Here is a 16089-nt window from a genome sequence, read left to right as displayed (position 1 = left end):
GCGCGTCAAGCCGTTTCCCCCCCCCCCCCCCCCTCCCCCCCCCCCCCCCCCCCCCCCCCCCCCCCCCCCCCCCCCCGCTCCCACCAGCAAAAGCAGTTACAGGTCGAGCACCATGCGCCGGCTCTTGCAGCCGGACACACAGACCATCATCGAGGTGTTCGCCGCCCGTTCGGCCTTGGTCAGCACGCCGTCGCGGTGGTCGATATCGCCTTCAAGCACCCGGGTCTCGCACGACCCGCAGACCCCTTCGCGACAGCTGTACTCGATGTCGCAGCCTGCTTCGAGCAGCACATCGAGCAGGTTCAAGCCCGGCTCAATGTTCAACGTCTTGCCCGATTTTTTCAGTTCGACGCTGTAGCTGTCCTGGGCATCTTCGGCTGGCGCCAGTTCGGCTGCAGCAAAGCGTTCGATATGCGCATGGGGATAGCCAAGGCTTTCGCAGGTGCTTTCGAAGGCATCGAGCATCGGTGTCGGGCCACAGCAGTAGAAGTGCGTATCACGTGGCTGGTCGGCGAGATAACGCGCGAGGTCCGGCACCGTGCCTTTCTCGTCGTTGAAGTGGTAAACCACCTTGGCATCGAGGCCGCTGAGTTGTTCGAGCAGCGCCGCTTCCTTGCGAGAACGGGCGCAGTAGATCAGCTCAGCGGATTTACCCAGGGCCAGCAACTGGCGGAACATGCAGTAGATCGGGGTAATACCGATACCACCGGCGACCAGCACGTTATGGCTGGCGTGCGGGTCGAGGGCAAAGTTGTTGCGCGGTTGCGAGATGCGCAGCTGCGTGCCGACGCGCAGTTGCTCGTGGACGAAAGCCGATCCGCCACGGCTGTTGCGGTCGCGCAAGATGCCGACCACATAACGCCCCTGATCACTTGGCGAGTTGAGCAATGAATAGCTGCGCACCAAGCCGTTGGGCAGGTGCAGGTCAATGTGCGAACCGGCTTCGAATGGCGCGAACACGGTATCGCCCCAAGGGCGCAGTTCGACGCTGATAATGCCTTCGGCTTCGTGGCGCAGGGTGTGCACCAGCGCTGTGATGGTAGAGGAGTTGGACATCATTCACCTCGTGGCGCAGTGCGCATGTCAATGTCGAGCCGGGCGCTGGCTTCGATTTCCACCACCAGTTCCGGGAACACCAGAGCGCTCACTTCGACCAGGGTGGAGGTGGGGTAGCAGGCGAAGCCGGCAAAGAAGTCGCGGCGGGCGCGACTTACTTCGTCCTTGTCGGCAATCCGGGTGAGGTAAATCGTCAACCGGTAGATATTACCGATGTCGCCGCCTGCCGCTTGCACCAGCGCCAGCACCTTGTTCAGCACCACCAGGGTCTGGGCATAGGCGTCGAGTGGAGTGCCGGCTTCGGCGGCCAGGCGGGTGGCGGGATGCCCGGTCATGCCGGACATCACCAGTTCATTGCCGAGCAGCAGGGCGTTGGACCAGCTGGCCGTGGCCAGCTCGGCCACCGCCTGCGCCTGAATACGCTGCACGGCCTGGCTCATGACAGCTGCTTCGCTTCGATCAGCGCCAATTGTTCCTTGGCCTTGCCCTTGAGGTAGCGGCGCAGGCGCACCACACCGAGGTCATGTTGGTAGAGGTTTTCGCGCTGGTTGGCGTCGGCTTCCATGAACTCCAGCAGCACCCGGTCTTGTTCCAGCACGGCCCAGTGGCGCGCCTCCAGGCGATTCTTGTAGAGGAAGCGCCAGGTGTCGCGCTGCCAGCCGGTCAGCGGCCGGGCGCGCCAGTGAAACACGGCGGACAGGCTGCGGCTGCTGGGGGTGTAGCTGCCGATGATGGTGAAGTTGCCGCCCGGGCCACCGGTTTTCGGATAGGGGATTTCCAGGCGTAGCCAGTGGCAGCCGTTGTCGAGGAATTCGGTCCAGTCGAAGTTGACCCCGCGTTGGCCCTCTTTCTCGAAGAAGAAGCCCTGGTCGGTGTCGCGGGTGACGAATTTGGCGGTGGCTTCGCCTTCGCTCATCGAGTGCGACATCTTGTGCAGGTAGGTGCCGTGCATCGGGTCCATGACGTTGTCGAGCACGTAGCGGTAGTCACCTTTCCACTCGGTGTAGCAGAGGAAGCTGCTCCACTCGGGCGAGGTCAGTTGTTCAGGCAACACCAGCTCGGGCGGCGTCTCCAGGTGCGGGTCGGTGGCGTTGAAGAGGAAGATCGCACCGGCGGCTTCGCGGGTGTGGAACATGCGTGTCGGGCGGCTGCCTTCGAGTTTGCAGCCGGGGCTGCCGGGGACTTTGGTCACGGTGCCGTCGCAGCGGACTTCGACGCCGTGGTACGGGCACTGCAGGCGGTCACCCAGCACCGGGCCCTGGGACAGCGGAGCACCCCGGTGCGGGCAGTGGTCTTCGAGGGCATGCACGCTGCCATCGTTGTCGCGCCACAGGGCGATCTTGTAGCCCAGGCGCCGTACCGACAGCGGCTTTTCGCCGAGCAGCTCCGACGGCAAAACCGGGAACCAGAGGTCTTTGAGGCCGTTGGCCAGGTGATTCTCAACAGGGTCGACGGTGAATTGCATATTCATCTTGTTTTTACCTCCGGCGGGTCATGCGCCCAGCCGAGCCATCAGGGTTTTGTAGGAGTCTTCGGTCCATTCGCCGCTGGTCAGCGGGCAGGGCGGCCCGGCCAGGTTCAGGTGCGCGAGCAGCTCGGGCAGTTGGGTGACGCCATTGCCATAGGCGCGCTCGATGGAGTCGCCCAGCAGCTCCTCGAACGGGGTGTTGGGCCGTTTGCGGGCCTGATGCGGCTCCAGGTAACGTTCGGTGTTGCTCATGTCATTGACCTCCATTGCGGACCCGTTCGCGGATCATTTCGCGGACCGGGACAAAGTCGTACGTCGGATAGCATTCGGTGCGGAACACGCCCCAGGCGGCGCGTTCCAGTTCCACATTGACCTTGCTCAGCAAGCTCGGCGGCAGGCGCAGGGTGACGATCTGGCCCAGGCCCATGGCCACGGTCCAGGACACCACCTCGACACCTTCGGGCGGGAAGCTGTGCCACCAGCCCATGGTTTTCATATGCGCCTGGATCTGCTCCAGGTTCTTCGACTGGTCGTGCTTGAGCACGACGGTCAGCAGCATGGATTCGCTCATGGTCATCGGCTCAGGCGGCACTAGCGGTCGGTACGGTCCAGGCGTCGTAGCCGTAAACCCAGTCGGCATTGCCGCCGGCCTTGAGCCACTGATTGCCGCGCGAACCGATCTGGATCTGGCTGGTGCGCTCCAGGCGTGCCTGCTGATAGCCCTGCAAGGCGCCGGCAATCTGTGCCGCATCCGTCACACCGTGCAGATGACGGGCCAGGACCACGGCGTCCTCAATCGCCTGGCCGGCACCCTGAGCCATGAACGGCATCATCGGGTGGCAGGCATCGCCGAGCAGGGTGATCGCCCCTTGCGACCAGAATGGCAGCGGATCACGCTCGTACAGCGCGGTCTTGAGCACGTCGTCGCAGGCGTCGAGCAGGGCGCGGGCGTCGGCATGGAAGTCCTGGTAATGGCTGCGCAGCTCGGCGGCATCGCCTGCAGTGGTCCAGGATTCGAGGTGCCAGCTGTCCTGGGCGGTGGTGGCGAAAATGAAGATGTCGCGGCCCTGGTTCAGCGGGAAGGTGACGATCTGGCTCTGCGGATTCGGTCCCCACCATTTGGTGAAGGCCTGGATGTTCGGCACCTGCGCCACACGGCTGAGCGGAACCACGGCGCGGTAGGCAACCACGCCGGTGAAGCGTGGCTGCTCTTCGCCGAACAGCGCGTTGCGCACCACGGAATGAATGCCGTCGGCACCGATCAGCAGGTCGGCACGATGGCGGCTGCCATCCTTGAAGCGCAGTTCGACACCCTTGGCGTCCTGTAGGACCTGCTCGGCGCGTTTGCCGAACTGCACGTTCTGCAGCGGAAACACATCAGCCAGCGCCGCCAGCAGATCGGCGCGGTGGATGGTCAGTTGCGGCGCGCCGTACTGGCTTTCGGCGGCATCGGCCATTTCCAGGCGCGAGGTCTCTTCACCGCTGTCCCACAGACGGCTGATCCGGTGTGTCGGGCGTGCTGCCGGAATCCGCACGGCCGCGCCGACGCCGAGGCCGTCAAGGGCACGCACGGCATTCGGCGTCAGGTTAATGTCGGCACCGACCCGCAGGAAGGCTTTCGACTGTTCGAAAACCGTTACCTCGTGACCGGCCTGGCGCAGGGCGATGGCGGCGGTCAGGCCGCCGATTCCGGCACCGTTGATAGCGATGTTCAACGAAGACATGGGCGACTCCTGATCAAGGTTTCGGTTTGTCGGTAAGGAACTTGCCTTGCGGTGCTTCGACGTGCTGCTGGCGCCGGGTGTTGCCGTCGATGCCACCGGCAATCGCCCATTCGGCGAACACCGTCGGGCCGGGCTCGAACTCGCGTGGTTGCCAGTCGCCGGTCAGTTGGTCTTCGTCGGCGTAGTACTCGACCAGCGCGCCCGCCGGGTTTTTGAAGTACCAGAAGAACGCCGACGACACCGGGTGACGGCCGGGTCCGATCTCGGTGGTCCAGCCGCTGCGCGAGATGTGCATGCCGCCGCCGAACACTTCGTGCAGGTCGCGCACGGTGAAGGCCACATGGTTCAGGCCGGCGCGTGGCGCGGGCAGCTGGAGCATGAACAGGTCGTGGTGGCCGCCTTCTTCGGCGGTGCGCAGGAAGGCACCGCGATTGGGGTAGCGGTCCGAGGCCTGGAAGCCGAAGCGCTCGTGGTAGAAGGCTTCGCAAGCGTTGACGTCCTTGACGAAGAACACCACATGGCCGACCTCGATGGGCGTGGCGCGCTCATACACCGGCGCCGGTTTGTTGATCCGGCCCTTGGTCTGCCAGGTGTTGTGGCCGCTGCACTCGATCTCCAGCGTGCGCTTGCGGGTGACTTGCAGGCGGATAGCCAGGCCATTGGGATCGGTGCAGCCGATGCGCCCGTTGACTTCGACAAAGCCCGGGTCGTTGGCAATGCGCTGGCTGTACAGGGCCAGGTCAGCGGCGCTTTCCACCCCCCAGACCACCTCGCGCACGGTTGAACCTGGCTCAATGGCCGCAGGCAGGCCGGCCTTGTTGATATCGGCCAGCACCACCCGGCAACCGTTGAGGGTTTCGAAGATTACTTCGTCCGGTTGTTCGCTGACCTTGCTCAGACCCCAGTCACTGAAGAAGCGCACGCAGGTGTCGAGGTCTTCAACGCCGTAGGTGACTTCATCGATACCTAAAACACTCATGACCTTGCCTCCACACCGGCCCAGGCCAGTGGCTGTTCGTTCATGCCCCAATAGAGGCTCTTCTGTTCCATGTACTGGAGGATTCCCAGACGGCCTTTTTCACGACCCAGGCCGCTGTCACGCCAGCCGCCGAACGGGGTGGAAATGGAGAACTGCTTGTAGGTGTTGATCCACACCGTGCCAGCCTGGATCTTGCGTCCCAGGGCCCAGGCGCGTTTGTAGTCGCGGCTCCAGATCCCGGCGGCGAGAGCGTAGAGGCTGTCGTTGGCCTGTTCGATCAGCTGTTCTTCGCTATCGAAAGGCATCGCCACCAGCACCGGGCCGAAGATTTCTTCCTGGCAGGTCTGCTGGCTGTTGGTCAGGCCTTCGAGAATGGTCGGCGGGTAGAAGTAGCCGTGGTCGTAAATACTGCCGCTCGGACGCTGGCCACCGAGCAGCAGACGACCGCCTTCGGCCAGGCCCAAGGCGACGTAGCGTTCAACCGACTCACGGTGCGCGGCGCTGATCAGCGGGCCCATCTGCGTCGATTCGTCGGCCGGGTCACCCAGACGCAGACGCGCCGCACCAGCGACCAGGCGCTGCATGAACGGTTCATACAGAGCACGGGCAACGAACAAGCGCGAACCGGCGATGCAGGCCTCGCCCGAGGAACTGAAAATGCCGTACAACACGCCGGCTACGGCGTGGTCCAGATCGGCATCATCGAGGACGATGGTCGGCGATTTGCCGCCCAGTTCCAGCGACACCGGCATCATCTTGTCGGCGGCGATATGGGCGATGTGTTTACCGGTTCGGGTGCCGCCGGTGAACGATACGCGCTTGATCAGCGGGTGCTGGGTCAAGGCGTCACCGAGCAGCGAGCCTTTGCCCGGCAACACACTGATCAGGCCCTTGGGCAAGCCTGCGTCTTCGCAGATCTGCGCCAGCTGCAGGGCCAGCAGCGGGGTGATCTCCGCCGGCTTGATCACCACCGCGTTGCCGGCGGCCAGGGCCGGGGCGACTTTCTGCGCTTCACTGGCGATCGGCGAGTTCCACGGGGTAATGGCGGCAACCACGCCCATCGGCTCGTAGACGCTCATGCTGACGAAGTCGCCGCGCGACGGGGTGACGGTTTCTTCCAGGGTTTCGCAGGCGGCAGCAAAGAACTGGAAAGTGCCAGCGGCGCTGGCGACCAGGGCGCGGGTTTCGTTGATCGGTTTGCCGTTGTCCTGGCGCTGCAGTTGCGCAAGCTCTTCGCCACGTTCACGGATCAGTTCGGCGATGCGGTACAGCACGGCCGCGCGTTCGTGCGGTTTGCGCTGTGCCCAGCCGCTGTGCAGGAAGGCCAGGTGCGCGCCTTGTACCGCTTGCTCGAGATCGTCGAGGCTGGCGGCGTTAAGCCAGGCCACTGGCTCGCCGGTGGCCGGATAGCAGCTGGCGTAGCGGTCACCGCCGCCCAGGCGCCAGGTGCCGGCTATGCAGATGGGTAAGGTCTGTTCCAGAGTCATCAACGTTCCCCTAGATGGAAATGGCGTGCGCGTGGTTGCCCAGGGCACGGACCACGCTGTACACGGTCAGCGCCGAGGTTTTCGGGTTGGCTTGCAGCGGCTTGCCGCGCAGGCTCATCTCGAAGCCGCCAAAGGCGCCACGGGCTTCGAAGTGGTGGACGTTTTCTTCGCTCTGCGGGTCGGCGATCAGCGTTACCCGGGTGCGGTCCAGGCCCAGCCCGGCCAGCGACAGGGTGGCGGCGACGTTGGCGTTCTTCGGATACAGCCGCGCCGCTTCACGGGCGCTGCCGTGGAAAATCACCGTGGCTTCGCTGATCGCTTCCAGGTCGCAGACCTGCTCGGCCGGGGTGTTCTTCCAGGCCCGAGCCGGTTTACGACCGGTGTAGTCGACCGAGTCGAGGCCGCCGACCTTGGCCGCCGACAGCGCATCGATGCCACCGATGGCGCCGGGCAGTAGCTCGATGCGCGTATTGCCACGCGCTGCCGCCGCTTCCAGGCGCTCGACAAGGCCCGGCTCGGACAGTGCGCCGACCGAGACGATCAGGCAGGCGATGCCGCGCTCCAGCGCCGGCAACACGTGCTCTTCAATGGCCAGGTGACCGGCACACTCGACCAACAGGTCCGGGCGCGCCTCGGCGGGCAGGGCGGTAAGCACCTGCGGCGGGCGCTTGAAGCTGGCCAGGCGCTGTTGCACCAGGGCTTCGGAGCCGGCCGAGGCAATCACCTGCTCGACGCGCAGCTGCGGGTCGTTCTCCAGCAGTTCCAGCACTGCGACGCCGATGGCGCCGCAGCCGATCATGGTGATATTGAGCATGCTCAAGTCCTCAGGCCGTGGCTTTCTGGGCTTTGGTTTCGCTGTTGGGGGGACCGGCGAACTGGGTGGCGAAGCCGCCGACGCTGAGCATGTCGACTTCCAGCAGGAACGGGCCGCCCTGGCTCAGGGCGTTGTCGAGCAGCGGGCCGAAGTCCTTCAGGTCGCTGACCAGGCCATGGCGCAAGCCAATCGACTCGGCGAGCTTGGTGTAGTCCGGGGTGTGCAGTTCGACATAGGCATGGCGGGCGCCGTAGATGGCGTCCTGGATATTGCGGATCACCCCGTATCGCTGGTCGTTCATCAGCAGGATCACCACATTGGCTTTCTCCTGCACCAGGGTCGCCAGCTCACCGAGGTTGAGGATGAAGCCGCCGTCACCGGCCAGGGCGAAGACTTTACGCTGCGGGTCGGTTTCTGCCGCCGCGATGGCGGCGCCGATGCCCATGGCCAGACCCTGGCCGATACCGCCGCCCAAGGCATGCACGCCCGACTGCGGGTGGTAAAGGTTGAGCAGGCGGTTGCCCCAGATGCTGTTGGACAGGGTCACGTCGCGTACCCAGGAGAAGTTGCGCCCGGTCAGTGCCTGCAACTGTTCGACCATCGCTGAGTAAGGGCCCAGATCGGCGACCAGTTGCGCGCGGGATTGCGTGCGCACGGCCTTGAGTTCGTCGATGAAGCTCGGGTCGATGTTCAGCCGGCCTTGCAAGCGGTCGGCCAGGCCGTCGAGGGCCAGGGCCGAATCGCCGCAGATGAACAGTTCGCTGGAGTAGCTGCGGCCTTCGATGGCCGGGTTGGCGTCAATGCGCAGGGTGGTGCGCGGCAGCTTCAGGGCGTACTTGAAGGTCTCGTTGCTGCGCAGACGTGAACCGGCTACTACCAGGGCGTCGCAGGTCTGCAGGAAGCCTTCGACCAGCTTGTTCTGCGAGAAGGCGCCGAGGCAACGCTCGTCGTCTTCGTTGACCACACCGCGCCCCTGGGTCGAGGTGATCACGCCGACGCCCATGTCCAGCAGGCGCTTGACCTGCGGGCCGGCATGCCGGGCACCACCGCCGAGCCACAATAGCGGGCGGGTGGCGCTGGCCAGGCGTTCGGCGACCAGGTCGAGGGCCTCAGGTGCCGGTACCGCAACCGGGATTGGCAGCGGCGAGAGGTCGGTGGGCATGGGGATGAAGGTCGACTGGATGTCGATCGGAATTTCCACGCTGACCGGGCCGGTAGGGGCGGTGAGGGCGGTCTGCACGGCCAGCTTCAGCGTGCTCAGCGCGGTTTCCACGCTGCGCACGCGGAAGGCCGCCTTGGACACGGCCTTGAGCATGGTCAGCTGGTCGCGGGCTTCGTGGATGTAGGCAAAGTCCTGGTCCAGGTACGGGGTTTCGATCTGCCCGGTGATGTGCAGCAGCGGCGTACCGGCGGTCAGTGCTTCGACCAGGGCGCCAGCGGCGTTACCGGCGGCGGTGCCAGTGGAGGTCAGGCACACACCGAGGCCGCCGGTGGTACGGGCATAGGCGTCGGCCATGTTGGTCGCCCCGGCTTCGCCACGGGCCATGACGAAACGGATGTTGCCGCGCACGGCGAAGGCATCGAGGATCGGCATGTTGTGGATCGAGATCACCCCGAAGGCGGCCTTGACCTCGCATTGTTCGAGGAACGCGGTGATGGCAGCACCAACGGTGACAGTGTTTTCATTACGCATGGCGGGACAGGCCTCCAGAAACATCGATATGGCTGCCAGTGGTGTAAGCCGACAGGGGCGAAGCCAGGAACAGGATGGCCTGGGCTGCTTCTTTGGGCAGACCCAGACGACCCAGGGGAATGTGTTTGCGTTGCGCCAGTTGCGCGGTCCATTGCGACCAGTCGAGTTCGCGTTCTTCGCGGGCTTCGAAACGACGGCGCCACTGACCGGACTCGACCAGGCCGATGAGAATGCCGTTGACCCGGACACCTTTTTCCGCGAATTCGGTAGCCATCGAACGCACCAGGTTCTTCAGCCCGGCGCGCGCCGCCGAGGTGGCGACCATGTGCGGCTCGGGCTGGCTGGCCAGCAGCGAGTTGACGCAGACAATCGAAGCGCCGGCCTGGCTCTGCAGTTGTGGCAGAAAGGCACGGACCGGGTAGATCACCGAGAAGAACTTCAGTTGCAGCTCTTCGCTCCAGGCATCGTCGGTGGTGTCGGCGAAGGTCGAGACCCGGCCTTGTCCGGCGTTGTTGATCAATACCTGCGCCGGGCCCAGCGCGGCCAGGCTGGCGGCGGCAAAGGCGTGCACCGATTCGGCATCCAGCACATCGCACACCTGAGCCAGCAGACGGGCTTCGGGAAAGCGTTCACGCAAGCGTGCTTCGGCGCTGTTCAAGCGGTCCTGATCGCGGCCGCAGAAGGCCACTGCAGCACCGGCTTCAAGCAGTTGTTCGACACAGGCCAGGCCAATCCCGGAGGAGCCACCGGTGACGATCGCGGTCCGTCCTTGCAGTTGATAAAGGCTGCTCATCTCAATCCCTCATCAAGGCAGTAACGCGGCCGGAACCGGCGTTAGGCGTGTAGTTGAGCAGGCGTGACAGTTCGTCGGCGTTGCCGCGTACGTGGCCGAGCAAACCGTCGAAATTGATATGGCCAACCTGCGCCGTAGGAATGGTCACGCCCATGGCGGCGACCACCTTGCCGCTGTGATCGCGCACCGGGGCGGCAATGGTCGAGATCGACGGCTCGAAGAAACCTTCGCCGCTGACATAGCCGCGCTGGCGGTCGCCCTGCACCAGGTCGAACAGTTCCAGCACGGTTTTCGGCGTGCACGGCGAGTGCTGCTCAAGGTGTTCTTCCGGGTACAGCTCACGCAGCTCGGCCAGGCTCAGGTCTTCCAGGAGGATGCGCCCGAGCACCGTGGCGTGCGCCGGCAGGCGGGTGCCGACGTTGACCGCGCTGGAGAACACCGACGGCGGCGACACTTTGGCTACATAGACAATCGAGCGACCGTCACGGACGACCAGGTTGCTCGGGTAATTGAGGTGATCACACAGCCGCGCCAGCAACGGCTGACCCAGCTCGGTCAGCTCCAGCGAAGCGAGGTATTCGAAGCCCAGGCGCAGCACCGACATGCCCAGGCGGTATTCGTTGCCGCTGCGAGTGACAAAGCCCATGGTTTCCAGGGTGGTCAGCAGGCGGAAGATGGTCGAGCGTGGCAGCTCCAGGCGCCGTGCCAGTTCCGGTGCGGTCAGGGTACGGTTTTGCCGGCTGAACTCGCAGAGCAGCAGCAGGCCGCGCTCAAGGCCGGGGACGATGTACTTGTCCTGGTTGTCTTTCAACAGATCCGAATCATTCATAGCGCAGTACCTGTCAGTGAGACGTCGAGGGCCTTGGCAAGCAGGGTTGCCACGGCCTCGGGTTGTTCGATCGGGCTGGCATGACCAGCCTCGGCAATCAGTTGCAACGGCGCACCCAGGGTGCCGGCCAGGGCCTGGCAATCGGCCGGCGTGGTGATGCTGTCGGCGCCGCCGCAGTGCACTTCGCAAGGCACCACCAGGTTGGCGTAACGCAGCAGGTCATCGCCACAGAGCAGTTCGATGGCCTGGCGATAGCCTTGGGGAATCAGGCGCGCCATGTTCCATTGCACCCAGGCGCGGGCTTCGGCGCTGGCCGCTGGCGAGAGCATGTGCGCACTGCGCTGGCTGGCCATGGCGGCGATGCCCAGTTGCTCCAGCGCGTGCAGGCGTTTGCTGCGTACTTCGCCAGCCTGTTCGGCGCGGGCCGGGTCGCCATAGCCGCGAGCCGGGCTGATCAACACCAGGCGCCGGATGCGCTGAGGTTGCTGGTAAGCCAGGGCCGCAGCGCTGAGGGCGCCGAGGGAGTGGCCGACCAGCACACAGCTATCAATGTGCAGGGCATCGAGCAGTTGCCGCAGGCGCCGGGCATAGTCCACGGCCTTGGGTACGGGCGCAGCCAGCGGGCTGGACTCGCCGTAGCCCGGCGCATCCCAGGCAATTACCCGGGCGCGCTGGCTCAGCTGCACGGCCACCTGCAGCCAGGACGCGGCGCCGGAGCCAATGCCATGCAGCAGCACAATGGCAGGCCCGTGCCCGGCTTCGCGGATCGCCTGGGCACCGTCGGCCAGTTGCACCAGGCGCTGGGGGAAGCGCTGCTGCAACTGTGCCTCAAGGGCGACGAGCGAGTTGTCGGTGGCGTGCATCATGGCTTTACCCGCGCTTGATCGAAGCCAGCGGATGCGCTGGCGGATAGGTCGGGGTGACCGGCTTTTTCGCGCCGAGCATCACGCACATCAGCGCGTCCTCATCGCCGATGTTGATCTCCTCGCGGTACACGCCCGGCGGCACCGAAATCAGGTCGCGATCGGTGAGTACGGTCTCGAAGCGCTCGCCGTCTTTTTCGATGATCACCTTGAGCTTGCCGCGCAGCACGAAGAACACTTCTTCGACGTCGGTATGAATGTGCGGCGGACCTTCATGGCCGGCCGGGATGACCATGGTCGAGAAGGTGAAATTTTCCGAAGGGATGGTGTTCATGTCGCTGTTGACCCCGGTGCCTCCGGTGCCGACGTAACGCATTTGCGCGCGGCGGAACTTGGGGTCGTAGTCGGCCTGGAACTTCAGCGCATCCCAGTCGTACTTGCGGGTTTCGTAGCGGGCGATGCGGGTTTGCATCCAGCCAGCCAGGTCCGAGCCTGCGGGTTGTTCCCAGGTCTTCGGCGCGTCGTGTTGTACGGAAAGGTCGGTCATGGGTTTCTCCTTGCTCAGGGCATGACGAACCCGCCGTTGACCGGCAGGGTTTGTCCAGTGATGAAGCGCGACAGATCGGACAGGGCGAACAGCACGGCGCCGCTGACGTCTTCTGGCAGTTGTGGGCGTTGAATCGCCCGTTGTTCGGTGTACAGGCGGTGGCGCGCCTCGGGCACATAGGCCGTGGCTTCCACCAGCACCAGGCCGGGGGCAATGGCGTTGACGGTGATGTTGTCGCTGCCCAGTTCGCGGGCCAGGCTGCGGGTCATGGCGATGATCGCGCCCTTGCTGGCGACATAGGCGAGCAGGTTCGGTGCGCCCCACAGCGGGGTGTCGGAGGCCAGGTTGATCACCGCACCCTTGCCGCTGGCGCGCAGGGCCGGCAGGCAGGCGCGGGTCATCAGCCAGGTGCCGCGGACGTTGACCTGCATGACCTGGTCCCAGGTGTCGATGTCCAGTTGCTCGCAGGTCTTGCCGCCGGAGTTGGTGATCGAGGCGTTGTTGACCAGACCGTCCAGGCCACCGAGCTCGGCAGTCGCGGCGGCGACGCACGCCTCAATGGAGGCAGGGCTGCCCAGGTCGAGGGTCACGCCGGTCACCTGCAAGCCTTGCTCGCGCAGTTCACAGGCAGCCTGCTGCACGCGCTCGGCAAGGATGTCGGCGATCACTACCCGGGCACCGGCCTGGCCGATGGCCTGGGCGAAGGCATAGCCCAGGCCGCGGGCGCCACCGGTGACCAGCACGCGACGGCCTTCAAGCATGGTTTTGAATGGGCTCATCATTGGGTACTCAGCATGGCTTTGGGCAGGTAGTGCAGGACGCGCTTCTCGGCCCAGACCACCGCGCCGTAGGCCAGCACGCCAATCAGGGTGAGCATGACGATGGCGACGAAAACCCCGGCGGTGTTGCCCTGGCCTTCAGCGTCAACGAGCAGGAAGCCCAGGCCCTGGTTGCCGCCGACCAGCTCGCCGACGGTGACGCCGATCACTGCCAGGGTCGAAGCGATGCGCAGCCCGGAGAACAGTGCAGCCATGGCCGAAGGGAACTCCACCAGGCGGAAGATCTGCCAGCGGCTGGCGTTCATGGTGCGCACCAGGTTGATCATGTCCGGATCGACGGTGCGGATCGCCGAGAGCACGTTGATCATCACCGGGAAGAACACGATGAGGATGGCGATGAGGATCTTCGGGTAGATCGTGTAGCCCAGCCACATCACGAACAGCGGCGCGAAGGCGACTTTCGGGGCGATCTGCAGGGCCAGGATGTACGGCGAAAGCATGGCCTCGGCCGACGGCGACAGGCCCAGCGAGACACCGATGGCGACACCGAGCAGGGCGCCCAGGCCGAAGCCGACGATGATCTCGAAGGCAGTGATCAGGGTGTGTTGCAGCAGGCTGCTGGACTGCCACATGACCACGCTTTCCTGGGCCACGCGGCTCAGTTGCGGCATGACGAACTCGGGCATGCCGAGCAGGCCGGGGCCCCACTGCCAGAGCAGCAGGAACAGGATCAGCAGGGCGACGCTGCCGAGCACGGAGGTGTTGAGGTTTCTCATCGGGCTAATACCTTGTTATGCATCCAGGCTTATTGCGCAGCCGTGGTGGTTTCGATGAACTGGTTGCTGTAGAGGTCGTCGAGCTTGGGTTCCTTGGCGACGATGCCCTCGCTGACGTAGAACTTGCGTACGGCGTCGAGGCGCGCCGGGTCGATCTGGCCGAGTACGGTCTGGTTGGCGTAGACATGCTCGACATACAGGCGCAAGGTTTTCTCCAGCGCCGCTTCCTTGCCGGCATAGGCCGGTACTGCCTTGGCGAAAGTGGCGGCCGCGGCTTTCGGGTCCTGAATGATGTCGCGCATGCCTTGCAGGGTGGCCTGGACCACGCCGCCGACAATCTGCGGCTGGTGTTTGATGGCGTCGTCGGAGGCGAGAATGGCCTGGGCCATGCTTTCGAAAATTTCCGTCTGCGGGATCAGGTTGATCTTCAGCCCGGCTTCTTCGGCGTTGACCACCCAGTCCGGCACCCCGGCCATGGCCTGGGCCTTGTTGGCCGAGAACAGTTGCCAGACGCCCGATGGGCCGGCGGCCTGAATGTCGACATCGGTCTTGCTCAAGCCGGCTTTGCGCAAGGAGGCGAGCAGGGCGTAGTAGGTGGTGTCGGAGTAGGACATCACCGTCAGGGTCTTGCCCTTGAGGTCCTTGATCGACTGAATGTTCTCGCCGGCATTGGTGGCGATCATGGTCACGCCACCGGCACCGAGCACTGCCACGGCGCGCACCGGAATACCGTTGGCGCGGACCACGATCGGGGTGTCACCGATGGCACCGCCGAGCATCGCGTTGCCGGCGCCGATCTGTTTGGCGACATCCACACCGCCCTTGGCGGCGATGAAGGTCAGGTCCAGGTCCCTGGCACTGTAGTAGCCCTTTTCCTTGGCAATGATCCACGGCGCGAAGGCCGGCGAGTTGGGCGGCGCGGGCAGCAGGTAGGTGACCTTGGTCGGTTCTGCCTGGGCGCTGAGCGTCAGGCCAAGGCCGAGGGCGACGACGGAAGTCTGCGCAAGGCGTTGCAGGGACTTGAACATGCGTACTCCTGAAGCGGTTGATGGGCCGTGAGGCGTTGATCAATGCAGTTCGGTGTCTTCGCCGACTTTCAGCAGTTCCATCAGGCGTCCCGCCAGCGGGCCGATTTCCGGCAGCTTGCGGCGCTCCAGCGGGTTGTCGCGAAACGGCAGGTCGACGTGGATTTCTTCGATGATGGTGCCGGGGCGGGCGCTCATGACCAGCAAGCGGTCCGACATGGCAATCGCCTCGACCAGGTCATGGGTGATGAACAGCGCGGTCTTCTTTTCTTCGAACAGCATCCGTGCCAGATCCTGTTGCAGGATCATCTTGGTCTGCGCATCGAGGGCCGAGAACGGCTCGTCGAGGAACAGTACCTGCGGGTCGATGGCCAGGGTCCGCGCCAGGGCGGCACGCTGGCGCATGCCACCGGACAGCTGGAACGGGTAGTGGTCGGCAAAGCCTTGCAGGTGGCAGCGATTGAGCAGATCTTCGGCAATCGGCTGGCGCTTGGCGGCGGCCATGCCCTGGATTTCCAGGCCCAGCTCGACATTGCGGCGGATGCTGCGCCAGGGCATCAGCAGGTCCTTTTGCAGCATGAAGGCGACCTTGCTCACCGGTCCGGTTACCGCTTCACCGCCGACCAAGACTTCGCCTTCGCTGGGGCGGTAGAGGCCCGAGCCCATGTTGAGGATGGTGCTCTTGCCGCAGCCGGACGGTCCGATGATCGACACCACTTCACCACGACGAATCTTGAAATTCACTTCGCGAATGGCAAACGGTGCTTCGGACTTGCCCTTGGCCGGGAAACATTTGCCGACGTTGCGAAACTCGATTTCGGTCGGCTCCAGGTCTTGCCTGGAGTGCGGTGTATTCCATTGCGGGGTGATTGCGTACATCTCTTTCACAGCCATTGGGGAAGCTCTCTGGTCTGTTTTATAGGTGATACGCGGTTTAGTGCATGAACAATGCCAGTTGTGATCGCCCCTACGTTTAAAGGTAAAAAGTCTTATTTATTAATGGTTTATGTGTTTGATAAGAAATCTCGAATGTTTTATATATGAAACAAGGTTTTCTATATGGCACGAAATTGCACAGCAACTGCACGCGACAATTGCTGATGCGAGGAAACAGGGCTTTTTTCGGTAACGAACAGGAAAGATTGGTTTCGTAGGTGAAACCAAAAAACTGTGGGAGCGGGGGGGGGGGGGGGGGGGGGGGGGGGGGGGGGAGACGCACAAAAAGGAGAAAAAAGGCAAACACAGAAAAGAAACAA

18 protein-coding genes are annotated in these 16089 nt (G+C 64.2%); all 18 read right to left on the bottom strand.

Annotated elements, in window-relative coordinates; all coding sequences use genetic code 11:
• Positions 1 to 96 precede the first annotated feature (96 nt).
• The 18 genes from ACO6VD_RS14385 to ACO6VD_RS14300 are packed head-to-tail and all read right to left on the bottom strand — an operon-like array spanning position 97 to position 15712.
• Positions 97 to 1056 carry a PDR/VanB family oxidoreductase gene (locus tag ACO6VD_RS14385; RefSeq protein WP_422419929.1) on the bottom strand — a complete coding sequence of 320 codons (960 nt, stop codon included), beginning with the start codon at positions 1054 to 1056 and terminating at the stop codon, positions 97 to 99.
• Complete coding sequence (locus ACO6VD_RS14380) at positions 1056 to 1496, bottom strand: Rid family hydrolase (RefSeq protein ID WP_422419927.1); 441 nt, start codon at positions 1494 to 1496, stop codon at positions 1056 to 1058. The genes ACO6VD_RS14385 and ACO6VD_RS14380 overlap by 1 nt, the downstream gene beginning before the upstream one ends.
• A complete protein-coding gene (locus ACO6VD_RS14375; RefSeq protein WP_400172500.1) occupies positions 1493 to 2527 on the bottom strand; it encodes a Rieske 2Fe-2S domain-containing protein in 1035 nt (344 codons plus the stop codon). The genes ACO6VD_RS14380 and ACO6VD_RS14375 overlap by 4 nt, the downstream gene beginning before the upstream one ends.
• 21 nt (positions 2528 to 2548) lie before the next feature.
• On the bottom strand, positions 2549 to 2776 hold the full coding sequence (locus tag ACO6VD_RS14370; RefSeq protein ID WP_400172499.1) for a recombinase-like helix-turn-helix domain-containing protein: 228 nt from the start codon (positions 2774 to 2776) through the stop codon (positions 2549 to 2551).
• A 1-nt stretch (position 2777) separates the two neighbouring features.
• The gene (locus tag ACO6VD_RS14365; RefSeq protein WP_400172498.1) at positions 2778 to 3095 is read right to left on the bottom strand and encodes a hypothetical protein; all 318 of its coding nucleotides are present in this window, start codon (positions 3093 to 3095) and stop codon (positions 2778 to 2780) included.
• Between the two features lie 10 nt (positions 3096 to 3105).
• A complete protein-coding gene (locus tag ACO6VD_RS14360; protein WP_422419925.1) occupies positions 3106 to 4248 on the bottom strand; it encodes an FAD-dependent monooxygenase in 1143 nt (380 codons plus the stop codon).
• A gap of 13 nt (positions 4249 to 4261) precedes the next feature.
• Positions 4262 to 5227 carry a VOC family protein gene (locus tag ACO6VD_RS14355; protein WP_422419923.1) on the bottom strand — a complete coding sequence of 322 codons (966 nt, stop codon included), beginning with the start codon at positions 5225 to 5227 and terminating at the stop codon, positions 4262 to 4264.
• Complete coding sequence (locus tag ACO6VD_RS14350; protein ID WP_422419922.1) at positions 5224 to 6714, bottom strand: aldehyde dehydrogenase; 1491 nt, start codon at positions 6712 to 6714, stop codon at positions 5224 to 5226. The genes ACO6VD_RS14355 and ACO6VD_RS14350 overlap by 4 nt, the downstream gene beginning before the upstream one ends.
• A gap of 10 nt (positions 6715 to 6724) precedes the next feature.
• Entirely contained in the window at positions 6725 to 7528 is an 804-nt protein-coding gene (locus ACO6VD_RS14345; RefSeq protein ID WP_400172494.1) for an aspartate dehydrogenase, read from the bottom strand.
• Positions 7529 to 7538: 10 nt separating this feature from the next.
• Positions 7539 to 9221 (bottom strand): thiamine pyrophosphate-binding protein, encoded by a 1683-nt coding sequence (locus tag ACO6VD_RS14340; protein WP_422419921.1) that lies wholly within the window; start codon positions 9219 to 9221, stop codon positions 7539 to 7541.
• Complete coding sequence (locus tag ACO6VD_RS14335; RefSeq protein WP_422419920.1) at positions 9214 to 10014, bottom strand: SDR family oxidoreductase; 801 nt, start codon at positions 10012 to 10014, stop codon at positions 9214 to 9216. Before ACO6VD_RS14335 ends, ACO6VD_RS14340 begins: the two co-directional genes overlap by 8 nt.
• A gap of 1 nt (position 10015) precedes the next feature.
• A complete protein-coding gene (locus ACO6VD_RS14330) occupies positions 10016 to 10843 on the bottom strand; it encodes an IclR family transcriptional regulator (RefSeq protein ID WP_038613652.1) in 828 nt (275 codons plus the stop codon).
• The gene (locus ACO6VD_RS14325; RefSeq protein WP_422419918.1) at positions 10840 to 11709 is read right to left on the bottom strand and encodes an alpha/beta fold hydrolase; all 870 of its coding nucleotides are present in this window, start codon (positions 11707 to 11709) and stop codon (positions 10840 to 10842) included. The genes ACO6VD_RS14330 and ACO6VD_RS14325 overlap by 4 nt, the downstream gene beginning before the upstream one ends.
• 4 nt (positions 11710 to 11713) lie before the next feature.
• A complete protein-coding gene (locus ACO6VD_RS14320; protein ID WP_197877782.1) occupies positions 11714 to 12253 on the bottom strand; it encodes a cupin domain-containing protein in 540 nt (179 codons plus the stop codon).
• Between the two features lie 14 nt (positions 12254 to 12267).
• A complete protein-coding gene (locus ACO6VD_RS14315) occupies positions 12268 to 13032 on the bottom strand; it encodes an SDR family oxidoreductase (protein WP_422419916.1) in 765 nt (254 codons plus the stop codon).
• Positions 13032 to 13808: an ABC transporter permease gene (locus ACO6VD_RS14310; protein ID WP_038996559.1), complete on the bottom strand. Its 777-nt coding sequence runs from the start codon at positions 13806 to 13808 to the stop codon at positions 13032 to 13034. Before ACO6VD_RS14310 ends, ACO6VD_RS14315 begins: the two co-directional genes overlap by 1 nt.
• 29 nt (positions 13809 to 13837) lie before the next feature.
• Positions 13838 to 14836, bottom strand: coding sequence for an ABC transporter substrate-binding protein (locus ACO6VD_RS14305; protein ID WP_422419915.1), 999 nt, complete (start codon positions 14834 to 14836; stop codon positions 13838 to 13840).
• Positions 14837 to 14875: 39 nt separating this feature from the next.
• Positions 14876 to 15712 (bottom strand): ABC transporter ATP-binding protein, encoded by an 837-nt coding sequence (locus ACO6VD_RS14300; RefSeq protein ID WP_422419931.1) that lies wholly within the window; start codon positions 15710 to 15712, stop codon positions 14876 to 14878.
• Between the last annotated feature and the right edge of the window lie 377 nt (positions 15713 to 16089).

It is taken from the genome of Pseudomonas sp. GZD-222, assembly GCF_049310525.1.
Taxonomy (GTDB): Bacteria; Pseudomonadota; Gammaproteobacteria; order Pseudomonadales; family Pseudomonadaceae; genus Aquipseudomonas.
This window is presented reverse-complemented; position numbering and strand designations above follow the sequence as displayed.

Excerpts from the sequence above, each read along its gene's own strand:
- ACO6VD_RS14340 (WP_422419921.1), bottom strand. The coding sequence starts at position 9,221 with ATGCGTAATGAAAACACTGTCACCGTTGGTGCTGCCATCACCGCGTTC.
- ACO6VD_RS14380 (WP_422419927.1), bottom strand. The coding sequence starts at position 1,496 with ATGAGCCAGGCCGTGCAGCGTATTCAGGCGCAGGCGGTGGCCGAGCTG.
- ACO6VD_RS14310 (WP_038996559.1), bottom strand. The coding sequence starts at position 13,808 with ATGAGAAACCTCAACACCTCCGTGCTCGGCAGCGTCGCCCTGCTGATC.
- ACO6VD_RS14350 (WP_422419922.1), bottom strand. The coding sequence starts at position 6,714 with ATGACTCTGGAACAGACCTTACCCATCTGCATAGCCGGCACCTGGCGC.
- ACO6VD_RS14300 (WP_422419931.1), bottom strand. The coding sequence starts at position 15,712 with ATGTACGCAATCACCCCGCAATGGAATACACCGCACTCCAGGCAAGAC.
- ACO6VD_RS14375 (WP_400172500.1), bottom strand. The coding sequence starts at position 2,527 with ATGAATATGCAATTCACCGTCGACCCTGTTGAGAATCACCTGGCCAAC.
- ACO6VD_RS14370 (WP_400172499.1), bottom strand. The coding sequence starts at position 2,776 with ATGAGCAACACCGAACGTTACCTGGAGCCGCATCAGGCCCGCAAACGG.
- ACO6VD_RS14325 (WP_422419918.1), bottom strand. The coding sequence starts at position 11,709 with ATGATGCACGCCACCGACAACTCGCTCGTCGCCCTTGAGGCACAGTTG.
- ACO6VD_RS14320 (WP_197877782.1), bottom strand. The coding sequence starts at position 12,253 with ATGACCGACCTTTCCGTACAACACGACGCGCCGAAGACCTGGGAACAA.
- ACO6VD_RS14360 (WP_422419925.1), bottom strand. The coding sequence starts at position 4,248 with ATGTCTTCGTTGAACATCGCTATCAACGGTGCCGGAATCGGCGGCCTG.
- ACO6VD_RS14345 (WP_400172494.1), bottom strand. The coding sequence starts at position 7,528 with ATGCTCAATATCACCATGATCGGCTGCGGCGCCATCGGCGTCGCAGTG.
- ACO6VD_RS14335 (WP_422419920.1), bottom strand. The coding sequence starts at position 10,014 with ATGAGCAGCCTTTATCAACTGCAAGGACGGACCGCGATCGTCACCGGT.
- ACO6VD_RS14315 (WP_422419916.1), bottom strand. The coding sequence starts at position 13,032 with ATGAGCCCATTCAAAACCATGCTTGAAGGCCGTCGCGTGCTGGTCACC.
- ACO6VD_RS14355 (WP_422419923.1), bottom strand. The coding sequence starts at position 5,227 with ATGAGTGTTTTAGGTATCGATGAAGTCACCTACGGCGTTGAAGACCTC.
- ACO6VD_RS14365 (WP_400172498.1), bottom strand. The coding sequence starts at position 3,095 with ATGAGCGAATCCATGCTGCTGACCGTCGTGCTCAAGCACGACCAGTCG.
- ACO6VD_RS14305 (WP_422419915.1), bottom strand. The coding sequence starts at position 14,836 with ATGTTCAAGTCCCTGCAACGCCTTGCGCAGACTTCCGTCGTCGCCCTC.
- ACO6VD_RS14330 (WP_038613652.1), bottom strand. The coding sequence starts at position 10,843 with ATGAATGATTCGGATCTGTTGAAAGACAACCAGGACAAGTACATCGTC.
- ACO6VD_RS14385 (WP_422419929.1), bottom strand. The coding sequence starts at position 1,056 with ATGTCCAACTCCTCTACCATCACAGCGCTGGTGCACACCCTGCGCCAC.